Annotated in this window: 11 protein-coding genes; 10 read left to right on the forward strand and 1 reads right to left on the reverse strand. The window is 77.3% G+C overall.

Annotation, left to right across the window (positions count from 1 at the left end; genetic code table 11):
- Positions 1-590, reverse strand: a 590-nt coding sequence (locus tag AB0D01_RS07130) for a TerD family protein (protein WP_363054040.1), incomplete at its 3' end; no start/stop codon positions are given.
- Between the two features lie 199 nt (positions 591-789).
- On the opposite strand from AB0D01_RS07130, the gene AB0D01_RS07135 reads away from it, so the two are divergent.
- The 10 genes from AB0D01_RS07135 (at position 790) to AB0D01_RS07180 (ending at position 16298) form a co-directional block, all read left to right on the forward strand.
- Positions 790-1644, forward strand: a complete 855-nt coding sequence (locus AB0D01_RS07135) for a DUF4132 domain-containing protein (RefSeq protein WP_363054041.1) — start codon at positions 790-792, stop codon at positions 1642-1644.
- Complete coding sequence (locus AB0D01_RS07140; RefSeq protein ID WP_363054042.1) at positions 1641-6608, forward strand: DNA-binding protein; 4968 nt, start codon at positions 1641-1643, stop codon at positions 6606-6608. Before AB0D01_RS07135 ends, AB0D01_RS07140 begins: the two co-directional genes overlap by 4 nt.
- Before the next feature lie 187 nt (positions 6609-6795).
- Positions 6796-7950 (forward strand): AAA family ATPase, encoded by a 1155-nt coding sequence (locus AB0D01_RS07145; RefSeq protein WP_363054043.1) that lies wholly within the window; start codon positions 6796-6798, stop codon positions 7948-7950.
- Positions 7947-11696 (forward strand): DUF5682 family protein, encoded by a 3750-nt coding sequence (locus AB0D01_RS07150; protein WP_363054044.1) that lies wholly within the window; start codon positions 7947-7949, stop codon positions 11694-11696. The genes AB0D01_RS07145 and AB0D01_RS07150 overlap by 4 nt, the downstream gene beginning before the upstream one ends.
- On the forward strand, positions 11693-13624 hold the full coding sequence (locus AB0D01_RS07155; protein ID WP_363054045.1) for a hypothetical protein: 1932 nt from the start codon (positions 11693-11695) through the stop codon (positions 13622-13624). Before AB0D01_RS07150 ends, AB0D01_RS07155 begins: the two co-directional genes overlap by 4 nt.
- 333 nt (positions 13625-13957) lie before the next feature.
- A complete protein-coding gene (locus tag AB0D01_RS07160; protein WP_363054046.1) occupies positions 13958-14326 on the forward strand; it encodes a hypothetical protein in 369 nt (122 codons plus the stop codon).
- A gap of 111 nt (positions 14327-14437) precedes the next feature.
- A complete protein-coding gene (locus tag AB0D01_RS07165) occupies positions 14438-15205 on the forward strand; it encodes an HNH endonuclease family protein (protein WP_363054047.1) in 768 nt (255 codons plus the stop codon).
- Between the two features lie 50 nt (positions 15206-15255).
- Positions 15256-15507, forward strand: coding sequence for a hypothetical protein (locus AB0D01_RS07170; protein ID WP_363054281.1), 252 nt, complete (start codon positions 15256-15258; stop codon positions 15505-15507).
- 38 nt (positions 15508-15545) lie between these two features.
- Complete coding sequence (locus tag AB0D01_RS07175) at positions 15546-15767, forward strand: DUF5302 domain-containing protein (protein WP_363054048.1); 222 nt, start codon at positions 15546-15548, stop codon at positions 15765-15767.
- 120 nt (positions 15768-15887) lie between these two features.
- Entirely contained in the window at positions 15888-16298 is a 411-nt protein-coding gene (locus tag AB0D01_RS07180; protein WP_363054049.1) for a rodlin, read from the forward strand.
- Positions 16299-16330: the final 32 nt, after the last annotated feature.

Genomic DNA, 16330 nt, shown 5'->3' on the forward strand with positions numbered 1-16330 from the left:
CCCTCCCGCAGTTCCCCACGCCCTCGCCCGCCGCGCCGGGGCGGCTCGGGTGGCCGCGCCCGCCGGGCGCCCCCCGCCCCCGGGGCGGGGGCCTCGTCGACCGTGATGCCGAAGTCGGTCGCCAGTCCCGCCAGTCCCGTCGCGTAGCCCTGACCCACCGCGCGGACCTTCCAGCCGCCCGCGCGCCGGTACAGCTCGACGAGCAGCAGCACCGTCTCGCCGTCCGCCGCCGGCGGCGGGGCGAAGCGCACCTCCCGCTCGCCGCAGGCCACCGTCACCACCGGCGTCGACGCCGCGTCGAAGACGGCCCCGGGCCGGTCCGCGTCGATGCTCGCGACGCAGACGACCCTCTCGATCCCGGCCGGGATCCGGTCCGGGTCCGCGTACACCCGGGCCCCGCCGACCCGTACGCCGTCCTGTTGCGGATGGTTGAAGAACACCAGGTCCGCGTCGTCGCGGACCCGGCCGGTCGCCGTCAGCAGCAGGGCCGAGACGTCCACCGCCGCCGACGTGTCCACGGTCACGACGACCGGTCCGCCGGGCAGCGGATGGTTGCCGCCCTTGCCGAGTTCCACCGATGTCCGTGTCACGGTCCCGCCCCACTTCGCACTCCGAGCTCCAACAACGGGAATTCTCCCCCGAGGATCTGACCGGGGGCCATGCGGAGCCCAGCCGTCCGCGTTGTCGGTGGGGGTCGCTAGTCTCCCGATTACCGCAGCCCGGCAGCGTCGACGCGTTGCTTCGGGCTGCCCACGAACGGTGACGGACAGGGTCGAAGGGGCACGGCTGATGACTTGGCTGGCGTTGGAAGAGGGGTACGAGGTCTCCCTCGTCGAAGGGCGGGTCACCGCCCGGCGGCCCGCGGGGCGGCAGTTGAAGACGTTGCCCAAGGCGTTGCGCGACCACCCCGAGGTGGACCGGCTGCGCCGGCTCTCCGAGTGGCTGGAGCGCCACGAGGCGGCGTGCCTGGCCCAGGTGGACGCCTGGATGGTGTCCTCCCTGCCGGTGCCGACGGAACTCCTGGCCCGGGTCTGGCCCGACGCGGCCTGGCAGGAGGCGCTGCGCGACCTGGCGATCGTCGGCGAGGACCCGGACGAGGTGGGGTTCCTGCGCGACGTGACCGAATCCGGTGAGCTGAAGGTCCTCGACCTGGACGGCGAGACCGTACGCCTCTCCCCGCGCACGGTGACCCTGCCGCACCCGGTGCTGCTGCCGGACCTGGACGACGTACGGGAGTTCGCGGCGGAGCTGGGCCTCACCCAGCGCGTCGAGCAGATCCACCGCGCGACCTGGGTGAAGCCCGACGACGTGCGCGCCGGCGCGACCGAGGTGTCGGACTACGCCGGCGGGAAGTACCCCAACCGGCAGGGCCTCGCCGCCCGGGCGACCGGCCTGGGCTACCGGGTCTCCGGCGGCTACGCCTGCCTGCGGATCCGCGACACCGGCCGCGCCGTCGAGGCGGCCGTGTGGATCGGCGAGCCCTACTGGGACGACGAGACCACCACCGGCGCACTGAACTGGAACGACGCGGACGGGCGGGCGGTACGACTCGGCGAGGTCGGACCGGTGGCCTGGTCCGAGGGCATGCGGATGGCCGCGGCACTGTACGCCGGGCGCAAGATCGAGGAGGGCGGGGACGCGTGAGCACCGACAACACGACCGACGGCATCGGGAACACCACCGGTGAGGCACTGCTGGCGGCGGGCGCGGTCCTGCCCGTCGACGCCGCGGACGGGGGCCCGTCCGCCGTGCCGCTGACCGCGCGGGCCTACCGTCACCCGGCGCTCGGCGACGAGCGGGTGGTGGTGCGCCTGGCCGCGGCCGAACTGGGCGCCGCCGAGGACCTCGCGGCCGGGTTCCTGGGCCTCGTACCGCACGGCGAGCCGGCCGTGGTGGGCCTCGGGCGGCGTTCGGCGCTCGGGTTCCCGGAGTGGGTGCTCGTGCACCACCCCGAGGACGGCCACCAGGCCCTCGCGCTCGTCCCCGAGCTCGACCGCGTATCCCGCCAGGTGAAGACCAAGCCCAAGGCCGCCCTGGACGCCTGCAACGAACTGGCCGAGCGGCTCGCGGCCTCCGTCCCGCACTTCCTGCCCGTCTTCCACGAGCAGGCCGCCCGCGTCTTCCTCGGCGTCGAGAACACCACCTACGCCGCCCAGCTGTTCGGCAAGGCCCGCGCGAGCGAGACCCGGTTCGGCCTCGACATCGACGAGGACCGGCTCGACGCGGTCTTCCTGGAGTTCGCCCTGGCCGGGGCGCTGCCCGTGAAGGTCCTCACCGGGTACGGCAAGGAGCTGTCCCGCCGCGTCACCCCCGCCGAGGCCCTGGAGCGCTTCCGGCGGCTGTGCGTGCGCCGCACCGCGGGCGGTCTGGCGCCGTCCGCGCAGGCCACGGTCGAGCTGCGCCGGCTGGCGCGGGCGGCCAAGGTCGACGCCGCGCGGGCCGAACAGGACTACCTCGCGGAGCTGCTGCCGCTGCCCGCCACCCCGAGGGCCGCCACCGGCTGGTGGACCGCGCACCGCGCCTCCCTCGTGGCGCTGGCCCGGCGCGAGCCGTCCGTACGCGGCACCCTGCTGGGGATGATCCCGCAGGGTTCCGGCGGGGCGGGCGAACTGGCGCCGTTCTGGCTGGAGTTGCTGGAGGAGTCCGGGGCGGTCGCGGGCCTCGTCGACGTGGACGCGCCCGAGGGCGAGGCCTCCCCCGACGGCACCGCCGGCTGGCTGGAGCGCTTCCACGCCTCCCGCTTCTCCGGCTGGCGCCGCGCCGGACACGCCCTGGCCGGCCTGCGCCCCCTCGTCGTCCGCTGCGCGCAGCGGCTGCGCGCCGAACTGGCCCTGCCGGGCCGGGAGGAGGGGCTGAAGCTCAACCTCCAGGACGTCAGCCTGGTCGACCTGCTGCTCTCCCTGGACGTGCCCGTGGCCGTCACGGACGCCATGGCGAACGGCACGATGGAGCTGGAGCGGTGGCGCGCCGACCCCGAGCGCCGCGACCTGGCCGCGCTGTGCGCCGACGAGCGGCTGCGGCCCACCTTCTTCCGCACCCTGCGCGGCGGCGACCGCAGCGCGCAGAACGTCGGCCGTGAGACGTTCCGGCTCCTGGCCGGCTCCCCGGGCAGCGCCGACCTGCTCGCCGAGTGGGTGCGCCTCGTCGCCGGCGAGACGCTCGACGCCGGTCTGCCCGAGCTGCCCGCCGCGATCAACCGACTGTCCTGGCTGCCCGACGAGGCCCTGGCCCTGGCTCCGAAGGAGGTCTCCCTCGCGGCCGGCCTCGACCTCGGCTCCGTCCTCGCCCACACCCTGCGCGGCGGCATGTTCGAGGAGTTGGTCTGGCCCGCCTGGGAGGAGGCCGTCTCCGAGATGTCCCCGCGGCGCGGCGACCACCGGCTGACGGTGATGGACGCCTGGCCGCACGTCATCGTGGCCAACTCCTCCCAGGTCCGGGTCATCGGGCCGGACTCCACCGTGCTGACGCACGACCTGCGGGTCCCCTCGGGCGGCCACCGGCAGGTCGGCTTCCACCACACCGACGACGACCTGCTCGTCTTCTGGGCCACTTACGAGGGCGAGGTGCGCGGCTACTGGCTCAGCGCCCCCGACGAGGTCCTGACCCTGGAGTCCTCCGCGACCTACTGGTCGGTGCGCACCGGGCACGTCACCCTGCCGCTGCCCGGCGGCGGACGCACCACCGGCCACGGTGTGCTGCACGGCGGCGACAGCCGCGTCCCGGCGGAGCGGCCGATCCTCTCCGACGGCGTCACCCACTGGGTCTGGGAGCGGGGAGCGGAGGGCGAGGAGACCGGCTGGTACGAGTACGAGCCCACCGGCGGCTCCCTCGGGAGGCGTTCGCTGCCCGGCTTCCTCGCCGACGCCCTGCGCGACCACCCCGCGGGCAGCACCCTGGCCGACGGCGTCGGACAGAGCTGGCTGCGCCCGGCGCCCACCGTCGAGGGCTCGGTGCTCGGCGCCCCCGTCGACGGGCTCCTCGGCTGGCGCACGGTGCGCCTGCCGGACGGGCGTTGGCACGGCCGCGACCAGTCCGGGCGGTCCGTGACCACGGCCGAGGGCGCCACCGCGCCCCGCCACGCCGTGGCGCTGCCCGGCGACGACCGGCTGCGGGCGGTGTCCACGGACGGGCGCTCGCTGGTCATGACCGACCCCGAGGGCGTCGTGAGCGCGCGGCTCGGACTGAGCCAACGGTCCACCGCGGCGGGCTACTCCGCCGAGGGGGCCGAGCTGCCCCCGCTCGCCTACTGGTACTGCCTGCGGGCGCGGGACCCGCGGGGGTCCGCGGTGCTGCGCGCCATGGACTCCGTACGGGCCGGCGCGCTGCTGAAGGCCGCCGCCGCGCAGGAGAAGGCCGAGCGGGTCCCCGAGGCCGTCGCCGAGGCGCTGCCCGAGATCGGCGAGGGCGCCCTGCTGCGCGGCGTGGTCGACCGGGTGCGCACCGCCCTGCGCCAGCGCAAGGAGCTGGCCCGGGTGGCGGCCGCCCTCGAACCCCGTCCGGTGGTGGCCCCGCAGCCCCGACCGGAGCGCGGGCCGACGGACAGGGACATCGACGCGGGCCTGAGCGGCCTGTTCACCTCGCGCCGGCACGGCTACAGCGCCGAGTCCGACGCCACCTTCCGCTACCTGCGCCTGCTCGCGACGGCCGTCGCGGACACCGCCGCCGAGGCCGTTCCCGGGCGGCTGCACGTCGACGTCCCGCACGCCACGTTCAGCGCGTTCCCGTGGACGGAGGTGTTCCTGGAGCGGCCGGCCGCCGTGGCCTACCGCGCCGTCGTCACCGGGGTGACGGACGAACAGCGGGCCGCTCTGTGCCGCACGCTCGCGGAGGTCGACGCCCTCGGCCTCGCCTCCGGCGAGAGCGCCTCGGGGCGTTGGCGCCGGATGCGGCTGCGCGTGGAGGGGGAGCTGCTGCGGGGCGTCGACGGGCGCGAACGCGGCCACGGGAGCCGGCACCGTACCGCGCTGCCGCTCGGCGACGGCGCGGTGCTCGCGGTGACCGACTTCTTCGAGGGGACCGCCGGGGGTCGGGACTTCAACGCGCTGCTGCACGACCCGAGCGGCCGCTTCGAGGTGCCCGCGCCCTACACCGGCCGCGTCCTGCCCGGGCCGACGGCGGTGCCGGGCGATCCGGAGCGCGGCGCGAACTGGCTGGGCGCCTTCCTGAAGGAGGCGGCCGAGCGGGGTCCGGCGCCGTGGTTCCCGGAGGCCGCCGCCGAGTTCACCCGTCTGACCGGGGTGAACGCCACCCTGGCCCGGGTGGTCGTGGCGGGTCTGCCGCAGCTGGACACCTACGACCGCGGCTTCCTGACCGCCGAACTGCGCGCGACGCTCGGCATCAAGGCCACGCCCGCCGGGCACGCCCGCGAGGAGCTGAACTCCCTGTCCGCGGACGTGCGCCGGGAGCTGGTGGCGGCGCTGCTGCCGGCCGATCCGGCCCTGCTGTGGACGCGGGGCCCGGACGTGGCCGCGGCCGCGCTGGTGTGGAACGAGCGCGTGGGACGGCGTACGCCGGTGCCCGAGGAGCTGCTCGCCGACGCCGCGAAGGAGGTCCGCGTACCGTGGCCGCCGCACCGGGCGCTACCCGATCTGCTCGGCCCCGACCTGTCCCCCGTGCTGTCCCGCGACGTCGACCACCCGCTCGCCCGGAACGGGGCGGGTGACGAACCGACCGGCCCGCGCTTCGGCACGCAGACGCTGACCAGCGCCGTGGCCCTCACGGCCTGGCTCGCGCACCGCCTGCCGGCCGGGGACCCCCTGCGGGCCTGCCTGCCGCCGGCCCTCACGGCGGTACGGCGGCGGCTGGCCCACCCGGGGCTGATGCTCGGCGTCGGGCACTGGGTGCACGCGGACAAGTTCCGCGAGGCGGCCGGCACCCCGACGGAGACCGGGGAGGGCTACGAACGCTACGGCGCGGTCGTGCTGCACCCCCGGGGCGGGTACGCCGACACCTCGGTGCTGCCGGCGCGGCTCGACTCGACGGGCTCCGACCCGTACCTGCCGCTGCTGCGCGGGACGGACCAGACGCCGTCCGGGCCGGAGACGGCGCTGCGGCTCGCGCACGATCCGGCGTTCGCGGCGCTGCTCGCCGACCCGGGCGTGCCCGCGGCCGGCGAGGCCGCCGCGGACGGCACCTGGTGGCCGCAGGACCCGGGCCGTTCGGTGCCGGACCTGGTGGCCGAGGCCTCGGCCGCGTACGGGCTGGGCGCGGACGCCGCCTGCCTGTACCTGGCGCTGCTGGCCATGCCCGACCCCACGGACCGCAACACGGCGCGCTGGACCGGTTGGAAGCCGGCGCGACTGAAGGCGGCCCGCGCCGAACTGGCCGCGACCGAGCTGGTGGTGGAGGCCGCGCGGCCCCGGGCCGGACGCTCGTTGTTCCTGCCCGGGGCCTGGGCCGAGCCGCAGGCGCCGGCGCTGCCCGTGGAGACGTGGAAGCTGCCGATGTACGCGATGGCGCCGGGCGGGGCCGCGGTGTTGGGCGCCCTGGTGCCCACGCTGCCCGCCGCCGACCTGTACCGCCGGGCGTGGGCGCGGGTCGTCGAGGGCGACGTGCCGCGCTTCGAGGCGCTCGACGTGAAGCGCGCACCGGCCCGCCGGCGCCGCTGACCGGGCCTGCCCGGGCGCGGCGGGGCGGCGTGGGCGGTGGGTGTGCCCACCGCCCACGCCTCCCCGCGCCCCGCCTCCCCGCGGCTGCGCTCCTCGCACCGGACCGCGCCCCGCGGTGCGCACCCGCACCGCTCCCGACAGACCGCCACCACCCGACCGACCACCACCGATCGACCCAGAGGACCCGATGACCGTCACCGAACAGTCCGCCCCCGCACGGCAGGTCATGCCCGCCGAGGAGCGGTACGCCTCCGAGCTCGCCTTCCTCGCCGCCCAGGACACCGGCCCCCGCCCGCCCGGCTGGGCGCTCACGCCGCGCGCCGTCGTCACCTTCGTGTGCGGCAGCGGGGGCGAGGAGCTGGCCCTGCCCACGCGGCGGGCGGGCCTGCCGACGAAGCTGGTGATCGCCCCGAAGTTCGTCGGGGAACGCGCCCTGGTGGAGCGGTGCGTGGTCACCCTCGCCGGCGAGCGCGGCCTGCTGCTGACCGGCGAGCCCGGCACCGCCAAGTCGATGCTGTCCGAGCTGCTCTCCGCCGCCGTGTGCGGGACCAGCGCGCTGACCGTGCAGGGCACGGCCGGCACCACGGAGGACGCCTTCCGGTACGGGTGGAACTACGCGCTGCTCCTCGCGCAGGGCCCCACCTCCCAGGCCCTGGTCGACTCCCCCGTGCTCGCGGCGATGCGGACGGGCCGGGTGGTGCGCGTGGAGGAGATCACCCGCTGCCTGCCCGAGGTGCAGGACGCGCTGGTGTCGATCCTGTCCGACCGCCGGGTCAGTGTTCCGGAACTGACCGCGACCGAGGACTCGACGGTCTCCGCGGCCCCGGGGTTCACGGTCATCGCCACCGCCAACCTGCGCGACCGGGGCGTGTCGGAGATGTCCGCCGCCCTCAAGCGGCGCTTCAACTTCGAGACCGTCGCGCCGATCGCCGACGCCGACGCCGAGGCCACGCTGATCCGGCGGCAGGCCGTGGCGGCGGTGGAGCGGGCCGGCGCGGCCTTCGGGGTGGACGACGCGGTGCTGGACGCGCTCGTCACCGTCTTCCGGGACCTGCGCTCGGGACGCAGCGCGGAGGGCTGGGACGTGGAGCGGCCCGGTACGGTCATGTCCACCGCCGAGGCCGTGCAGGTGGCCGCCTCGCTCGGGGTGGCGGCGGCGTACCTGCCGGGCGGGGACGTGCTGGACCTGTTGCCGGGGCACCTGCTGGGCGTCGTGCGCAAGGACGACCCGGCCGACCACGGGCGGCTGCTCGGGTACTGGGACGGTCCGGTGCGCCGGCGCGCCGAGGACGGCTCGGCTATGTGGCGCCGGCTGTGGGACCTGCGCGGGAGCCTGCGTTGACGCACACCTCCGGCACCGATCCGCGGGAGGCGGTGGACGCGCTCGCCGCGTCGCGCGCGCCGTACCTGCTGGGGGTGCGCCACCACAGTCCCGCGTTGGCGGCGATGGTCCCGGCGCTGCTCGACGCGGCGGAGCCGGACGTGCTGTGCGTGGAGCTGCCCACCGACTTCCAGCGGTGGCTGGTCCACCTGGCCGACCCCGAGACCCTCGCCCCGGTGGCCCTGGCGGGTCCGGGGCGCGGGGGCCTGCCGGCCTTCTACCCGTTCGCCGACTTCTCGCCCGAACTGGCCGCGATCCGCTGGGCGCGGGAGCGGGGCGTGGAGGTGCTCTGCTGCGACCTGCCGCTGACGGACCGGGGTTGGGACGCCGACGGACCGGACGCGCGGCCGGCCCCGGCGGCCGGCCCCGGCGCGGCCCCCGGGATCGACGCGGAACCGGTCACGGCTCCGGGCACCGCTCCCGTACCCGCACCGGCCGGCGCCGCCGCGGTCGTCACCGCGCCGGTCGTCACCGCGGGCCGGCGCGCGTTCGCCGAGGGGCTCGCCGCCCGCGGCACCGGGCGCGACGGGGACGACCTGTGGGACCGGGCCGTGGAGGTCCTGGCCCCGGGCTGCTCCCCCGAGGCCGTGCGCCGTGCGGCGTTGGGCGTCGGCTGGGCGTTGCGCACGGACACGGGAGCCGTCGCGGCGACGGACCTGGCCCGGGAGGCCCACATGCGGCGGGTGATCACCGCCGCCTCGGCGGGCGGACGCCGGGTCGCGGCCGTGATCGGCGCCTTCCACGCGCCCGCCCTGGCCGTGCCGCCCACCGGCTCCGGCTCCGGCTCCGGCTCCGGCTCCGGCTCCGGCTCCGGCTCCGGCTCCGGCTCCGGCTCCGGCTCCGACACGGTCCCCGGCCCCCACGCGCACCCGGAGGGGGACGCGGCCCAGGCGCCGGACGAGGCGGTCACCTCCTTCGTGGCGTACTCGTACGACCTGCTGGACTCCCGCTCCGGCTACCCCGCCGGAATCCGCGACCCGCTGTGGCAGCAGGCCGTGTTCGAGGCGGGCGGGGACCCGGACCGGCTGCGGGAGGCGGCCTCGGTCGCCGTCACCGCCGTCTGTCGCGAGCTGCGCCGCGCCGGCCACACCGCCGGCACCGGCGAGGCCGCCGAGACCCTGCGCCTGGCCTGCGACCTGGCGGCGCTGCGCGGGCTGCCCGCGCCCGGTCGCGGCGAACTGCTGGAGGCCGTGACGGCGGTCCTCGGCCAGGGTGAACTCCTGGGCCGGGGCCGCGCGCTGGCCAAGGCGCTGGAGGCCGCGCTGGTCGGCGCGGGACGTGGCCGCACCACCCCGCACGCCCCGCGCAGCGGCCTCGGCCCCTCCGTCGAGGCGGAGCTGGCCGCGCTGCGGCTGCCGTCGCCCGAGGACCCCGCCCCGCGCGAGGTGCGCCTCGATCCGCTGCGCTCCGCGCTGGACGGGCGGCGCGAGGTGCTGCTGCGGCGCCTGCTGGTGTGCGGCGCCTCGTACGGGGAGCCCGTCGCCGTCGCCGCCACCGGCGACGGCACCGCCCTGGGCAGCAAGTGGCGCCTGTCCTGGACCCCGGCGGTGCCGGCCCGTCTCGACCTGGTGGGGGTCCGCGGCGTCACCGCCGCCCAGGCCGCCGCCGGAACGCTGCGGGACGTGGCGCGCCGCCAGGCGGCCGAGGGCGGCCCGACGGCGGCGCAGATCCTGACCGGGCTGGAGGCGGCCGCGCGGTGCGACCTGCCCGAGCTGGTCGACGTACGGCTGGAGGAGGTGGCGACCGTCCTGCCGGACACGGCCGGCGTCGCGGAACTCCTGGAGGCCGCCGACCTGTTGGAGGGGCTGCGGCGCGGTCACCTCCCCGGCTCCGGGGAGGCTTCCCGGGAGCGGGCCGCCGTACTCACCGGCGAGCTGATCGACGCGGCCGTACGGTCCCTGCCCGGACTCGCCGGCAGTGACGACCCGGCCGACGCCCGGTCCCTGGTGGCCCTCGCCGACCGGGTCGCGGCCCGCCGCCTGGGGCTGCGGATGGACGCGTGCCTGACGGAACTCGCCACCGGCGCGAGCCCGTTGATGCGCGGCGCCGCCCTGGCCGTACGGGTGCTGCTGGACCTGGATCCGGCGGCCGGGCTGGGTGCGCGCGTCGCCGCCTGGATCGACGGCGCGACCTCCGCCGACGGGCGGCGCGCCCTGGGCCGTCGGCTGGCCGGTGTCCTGAGCGCGGCCGGCCCCCTCCTGGGGGCCTCCCCGGCCGCCGTCGCCCCGCTGCTGGACCGGGTGGACGACCTGTCCGACGAGGCGTTCCTGGAGCGGCTGCCCGCGCTGCGCGGCGGGTTCGACGCGCTGTCCCCGGCCGCCCGCGACCGGCTGTTGGAGACCGTCACGGAGCGGCTCGGGGACCGCGTCGACGTGTCGCTGGACGCCTCGCCCGCGCTGCTGGCGCTGTGGGCCGCCGCCGACGCGGCCGGCCGGGCCGCGCTGAAGGCCCTCCCGCCCGCCGCCGGTCCGGACGCCGGCGCGCCGGACCGCGCCGGGACGCCCCAGGAATCCCCCGCACCGGCGGATGCCGGGGTCCACGGGTCGCCGGACCCGGCCCACGCGCCGCGCGAGGAGGCTCCCGACGGCCGACGGCTCGCCCCCGCGGACCGGTGGCGGCTGCTGCTGGGTCGCCAGCGCGACCGCCTGCCGGCCGGCGCCGGCCGCTACGCCCGCGCCCTCGACGAGCTCTACGGCGCCGGGCGGGGCGAGGGCTCCGGCGACCTCGACCGGGCCGGCGCGGGCGGCGGCGACGGGCCCTCCTTCCCGACGGCCCGGGAGTGGTCGCGGGAACTGGAGTCCCTCTTCGGGGAGGACGTGCGCGAGGAGGTGCTCGCCGACGCGGCCGAGGCGGGCCGCAGCGACGTGCTGGCCCAGCTCGACCCCGCCTCGGTGCGCCCGTCCGTGGAACTGCTCGGGTCCGTGCTCTCGCTGGCCGGGGGCATGCCGGAGCAGCAGCTCTCCCGGCTGCGGCCCCTGGTGCGGCGGCTGGTGGACGAGCTGGCGAAGGAGCTGGCGTCGCGACTGCGCCCGACCCTGTCGGGTCTGGCCACCGCGCGTCCCACGCGCCGTCCCGGCGGGCCGCTCGACCTGGCCCGGACCCTGCGGGCCAACCTGGCGCACACCCGCCGCCTGGACGACGGCCGGGTGGTCGTCGTGCCGGAGCGGCCGGTGTTCGCCACCCGCGCCTCGCGGGAATCGGACTGGCGGCTGATCCTGGTGGTCGACGTCTCCGGCTCGATGGAGGCCTCCGTCATCTGGTCGGCGCTGACGGCGGCGGTACTGGGCGGCGTTCCCACGCTGTCCACACACTTCCTGGCGTTCTCGACGCAGGTCGTGGACCTCACCGACCGGGTGGACGACCCGCTGTCGCTGCTGCTGGAGGTCCGCGTCGGCGGCGGGACGCACATCGCCGGGGCCCTGGCGCACGCCCGGTCCCTGATGACCGTGCCGAGCCGCACGCTGGTCGTGGTGGTCAGCGACTTCGAGGAGGGCGCCCCGCTCGGCGGTCTGCTCGGGGAGGTGCGCGCCCTGGCGGCCTCCGGCGCCCATCTCCTGGGCTGCGCCGCCCTCGACGACGCGGGGACGCCCCGCTATTCGGTGCCGGTGGCGCGGCAGCTCGTGGCGGCCGGCATGCCGGTGGCCGCCCTCAGCCCTCTCGCCCTCGCCCGCTGGGTGGGCGACCGACTCCGCGGGGAGCCCCGTTGAACAGCAACAGCGTCGTGACCGGGGCGGGCACCGGGGTGCTGCCGCCGGTCGCCCCCGAGGTGCTCGTCGAGGCCGTGGAGAACCTCAGTGCCCGGCTGCGCAAGAAGCTCGACGCGGCGGTCGCGGAGTGCGGGGCGCGGGCCGTGGCCGGGGAGGACGGCGGGGTCGACGTCCGCTTCGGCGAGGACGCGCTGGTCACGCTGCGACCGGGTCCCTCGGGGGTGGTCGCGCGGGCCGAGGAGGCCTCCTGCACCTGCCTGTTGGCGCCGCGCTGCCTGCACCGGGCGGCGGTACTGGGCGCGGCTCCACCGGCTGATCCGCCGGCCGATCCGCCGGTGGACGGGGTCGGGTCGGAGCCTTCGGCCGTACCGGGTGCCGAGCCGGCCGCCGCCGGTCCGGGGGCGGCCGGCGAGGACGTGGCGGGAACCGCGCCGGGGTCGAGCACCACCCCGACCGAGGGGGCGGAGGTGGAGCGGGACACGACGCCGCTCACCCCGGCGCAGGTGCGGGCCGGTGCGGCCCTGTGGGCGGCCGCCGCCGAGGCGCTCGCCGCCGGGGTGAGCGCGGGAGGGGTGGTGGTCCAGGCCGAGTTGCTGCGGGCCGCGCACACCGCGCGCCTGGCGGGGCTGCCCCGCGCGGAGGCCGCGGCCCTGCGCGTCGTACGGGGACTGCGCGGCGCCCGGGAGCGGGCCGCCGGGCAGCGGCTCACGGACCTGGCGGCGGCCTTCGGCGAGTTGCTGCGCACCGCCGCGTGGGCGGCGTCCGGATCCCCCGGCGCCGGGGTGGGCGGCGGCGGTCGGCGGGCCTACGCGGCCGGCGGCAGCCTGCTGGTGCACGGCCTGTGCCGGGAGCCGGTGCTGACCGCCACCGGGTACGGGGGCGTGGTCACCCACCTGCTCGGTGACGACGGCTCCCCGTACACGGTGTCCGACGTACGCCCGGGCGGCCTCGCCCGGGCGCGCGGCGCGGGCGGCGCCTCCGTGGCCCTCGGCGGTGCCGTGCTCGACCACGCGGGGCTCTCGCGCGGGGGGCTGCGCGTCGTCGGCGCGACGGTGTCCGCCGACGGCAGGCTCGGTTCCGGGCGGGGCGTACGGGCCACCCCCGTACCGGGCCTGCCCTGGGACCGGGAGCGCGTGGCGGCGCTGTTCGCCCGCCCGGCCGCGGAGGCGGTGGGGGCGGCCCTGGCCGAGGTGGAGGCCGACGCGGGCACGGCCGCCGGGGCGCGGCTGTTGGGCTGCGACGTGGAGGTGGTGGGCGCGGCCGGCGAGCACCTGCTGGTCCGGGAGCTGTCGCCGCGGGGCGCCGTACGCCCCGACGCGCCGCTCCTGCGGCTGCGGGCCGCGCACCCGCACCCGGAGCTGGCGCACACCGCGAACCTGCGCCGGCTGGCGGGGTGTCCGGGACTGGCGGTGCGCGTCCTGGGCCGGCCGGACCTGGACCGGGCGGCGACGCTGAGCCCGCTGGCCGTGGGCCCGGTGCCGGGGGCGGCGTACACGCTGCGGCTGCCGCCGGAGTGGCGGGGGCGGGCGGACCTCGGCTACGACCGCCTCCAGGGCGGCCACGTCGAGGGTCCGGCGCAGGCGGGGCCGGTCGGGCCCGTCGATCCGGGTCCGGATCCGCTGGCCGACTCCCCGCTGTGGCGGGTGCGTCGGCTGTTGGAGGCGGGCGTCGCGGGCGGGCGCCGGGCGGTGGCGGAATCGGCCGGGGGGCCGGAGTCCCTGTCGGCGTACGGGCCGCTGCGCCGGGCCGGCTTCGGGGCGGCGGCCGAACTGGCCGGCGCGCTGGTCACCGAGGCGGACCGGCGCTCGCGCGACGGTTTCGGCCGGCTCACCGACCCCTCGGCCGACGGGTACGCCCGCCGCTGGCTGGAGGCGTACACCCACCTGAGCGCCGCCCAGCGGTCGTTGGTCGCCGCGTCCTGGGCCTGACCCGGCGGCTCCGGCGCACGCGGGGCCGGCGCGCGCTCGGGCGCGTTCCGGCCAACTCCCCCGGCCCGGCGCAGCGTCCTCGCGCCGGGCCGGGGCCGCTGCGCGGGGGTGTCGCGGGTGGGCGACGCACCCGGGACCGCGGGCGGGGGCCGGCCGGTTCTCGCCCCCGTGCGCGCCTTCGGTCGGGGTTCCACCCCCACGGGCCCGTTCGCCGCCCACACTCGAAGCACGGCGACCGGGAACGGCCACGAACGGCCCCGACGGCTCCGGTCGATGGCGGACGGGTCGGTGGCTCCGGGCCGCCGCGGGGCGACTCGACGGGAAGGGGATCCGATGGCACGGGAGGGACGCCGGCGGGCCGCGGGCGCCGGCCGCGGCCGGATCGTGCGGCGCTCACCGGCGACGGCCTTCGGGGTGGTCGTGGCGGCGGCCGCGGTCCTCGTCGTCCGGACGGCGGGGGCGGCATGGGCGGCGGTGACCCCGCACTGGCCGACGGTCCTGGCGGCGGCCCTCACGGCGGGCGCGGCGCTCGGGTGGCGGGCCGTCAACGCGGCGGCCGAGCGGCACGGCAGGGCCGGGCCACCCGGGGTGGCGGGAACGGGCGGAGCGGGCGGTACGGGCGGGGCCCGGCTCGTCGGTGACGTCCGGCGCGGGGGCCCGGTGCGGCCGGCACGCGACCCGGGGCCGTCGGGAGGACCGTGAACTGCCGCGCGGACGGCGCCCGGTCGGGAGGTGGAGGCCCGGTGCCGGGTTGGATGTCCGGTTATGGGTAGTCTTCAGCGGAACGGTGTCCGAATCTCCTCGGGGCGGGTCATGAATCGTCAGTCAGGTGTGCGTGCCGCGGTGGTGGCCGCGGCGCTGCTGCTCGGGATCGCCGGATGCGGGGGCGCGGGCGCGCCCGGCGAGGGCAAGGCGGACGGCGGGGCACGGCCCACGCCGTCCGTGAGCGGATCGCCCTCGGCGTCGGCCCCGACAACGGCTCCCGCGCCCTCCGGGGCGGCGGGGAACCCGCCCTCGGCCGAGGTGTTGCCCGGCATGGTCGGGGTGGCTGCCGCCAGGCAGCGCCTGGCGGCCCTGAAGGTGGCCGCGCCCGGCACGATGGCCGGCTACAGCCGGGACCGGTTCACGCACTGGGCCGAGCAGGGCGACAGGTGCGACACCCGCGAGACCGTCCTCGCGCGCGACGGGGCGGGCGTCACCCGCGACTCCGAGTGCCGCGCCGTCTCGGGCCGTTGGAAGAGCCTGTACGACGGGGCGGAGATCGACGACGCGAAGAGGCTGGACATCGACCACATGGTGCCGCTCGCCGAGGCCTGGCGCTCGGGGGCCGCCGGATGGGACGCGGCGAAGCGCAAGGCCTTCGCCAACGACCTGAGCGGACCGCAGCTGTTGGCGGTGTCGGCGTCCTCGAACCGTTCCAAGGGCGACCAGAGCCCCGACCTGTGGCAGCCGACGGACAAGTCGAGTTGGTGCGTGTACGGACGGGCGTGGACGACGGTGAAGTCCCTGTACGGGCTGACCGTCACCGAGGCGGAGCGGACCACGCTGACCGGCATGCTCGACACCTGCGCCGCGTCGTGAGCGGGCCCGCGCACTGGCAGGACGAGGTCCTCGCCGGCCCCGGCGGGGCGATGACCGACGAGGTCGGGGTGATCACCGGTCCGCTGACGTTGCGCACGAGCGCCGGCGGGGACGGGCTGGTCCGGCTCGACGTCCAGTACACCGACGCGGACGAGTGGTACACCCTCACCGGCTCCCCGGTGCGCCACGGGGACCCGTACGCGCTGCACCGGGCGGCCCTGGCCGCCGTCCGGGCCGGAGGGGGCGCGGAGGTCCCCGTGCCCCCGGGGCCGAACTCCGTGGCCGACCGGGGATCCGACTGACAGACTGGCGTGAAGTGATCACTCCAGGAGGCACGCCGATGACCGACGGTACGGACACCCCGCAGACCGACGCCACGAACGACGACACCCCGAAGGACGAGTCCCCGGCCGAGGAGGCCAAGCGCAGGTTCCGGGAGGCCCTGGCCCGCAACGCCGCGAACAACAGGTCCCAGGAGGCCCACCAGAGCCGGGCGAAGGTGACCGGCACGGGCGCCGGACCCGGCGGGAAGAACAAGAAGGTGCGCCGCAAGACCGGTTGAGCGACGGGCCGCGCGGGGGAGGCCATTGGGCCGCACGGGTGACCGGCGATAACCGTTGGCGACGAAGGCAGTTGATCAGGACGTCCCGCCGGGGACAGCTCATGCGACAGAAGGATCAACATGCTCAAGAAGTTCATGGCCACCGCCGCGGTCACCGCATCCGTCATCGGTACGGGTGCCGTCATGGCCTCCCCGGCGATGGCCATCGGCAACGACAACGGCGTGAACACGGTCAACGGCAACAACGCCGCGCAGCTCTACGGCAACCAGGAGACCAAGGGCAACATGAGCCCGCAGCTCAGCGCCGTTCAGGGTTCGCTGAACAAGCTCTGCGTCGGCCTGCCGGCGAAGGTCAACGCCCAGTCGATCCTGGCCGCCGTCAACGTGGGTGTCCAGGACATCAACGTCCTGTCCAACCCGCAGAACCAGCAGTGCGCCGAGAACTCCACCCAGGCCAAGGGCGACGAGTCCCTCTCCCACATCCTGGACAACATCCCGGTGCTGTCGGGCAACCTCTCGGCCGGCAGCTGATCGAGGCGGGATCCGGTCCGGCGTGACGGCGA

The organism is Streptomyces sp. NPDC048606 (genome assembly GCF_040650855.1).
Classification (GTDB): domain Bacteria; phylum Actinomycetota; class Actinomycetes; order Streptomycetales; family Streptomycetaceae; genus Streptomyces.